The following is a 518-nucleotide window of genomic DNA, read 5'->3' on the forward strand; positions in this document are numbered from 1 at the left end:
TTACATTACTCCTAACCCGAGGGTAGAGGGTCAAGTAAACGATGGGGTTAGGGATCAAATCGCTAGGACTTTGAGGGAGTTTGGGTTTACACCAAAGGGTCAGGCTAGGTCCTATCAAAAGCCATATCCAGAGTACTTTGATATGATTCCTTATCCATGGGGTTTCCAGGTACCAGATTTAGCCAAGTTCATAGGTGATGACGCTAAAACCACGCATAAGAACATAGGGCAGTTTCTTCCACAAGTTAACAATGTGGGCATCACCGACGTGCACAAGATTAGGATGTTCCCGTTATCTCTCGCCAGGGCAGCCTTTAATTAGTTTACCTCCTTGCCTCCAAACTCGATAGATTCTTAGGTTAGTTTGGAGCAGGAATTCCATGATTACTTCTACAACAGGGAGGGAGAACTAAGGTTATCCAAACTCACGTCCTTGAGACAAAAGTACACTGAAACCATTTTTTATTACTTGCGGTGGTTTAGGGAGGTTAGAAATCAGTGTTATAACCAAACCATTG

1 protein-coding gene is annotated in these 518 nt (G+C 43.4%); it reads left to right on the top strand.

The genetic code is table 11. The annotated features are described in order from the left end of the window. Window positions 1–322: hypothetical protein (locus tag ACQY5W_RS13615; protein WP_428025507.1), on the top strand; the 322-nt coding region annotated here is incomplete at its 5' end. Between the last annotated feature and the right edge of the window lie 196 nt (window positions 323–518).

The organism is Arcobacter sp. (assembly GCF_050300555.1).
Lineage (GTDB): Bacteria > Campylobacterota > Campylobacteria > Campylobacterales > Arcobacteraceae > Arcobacter.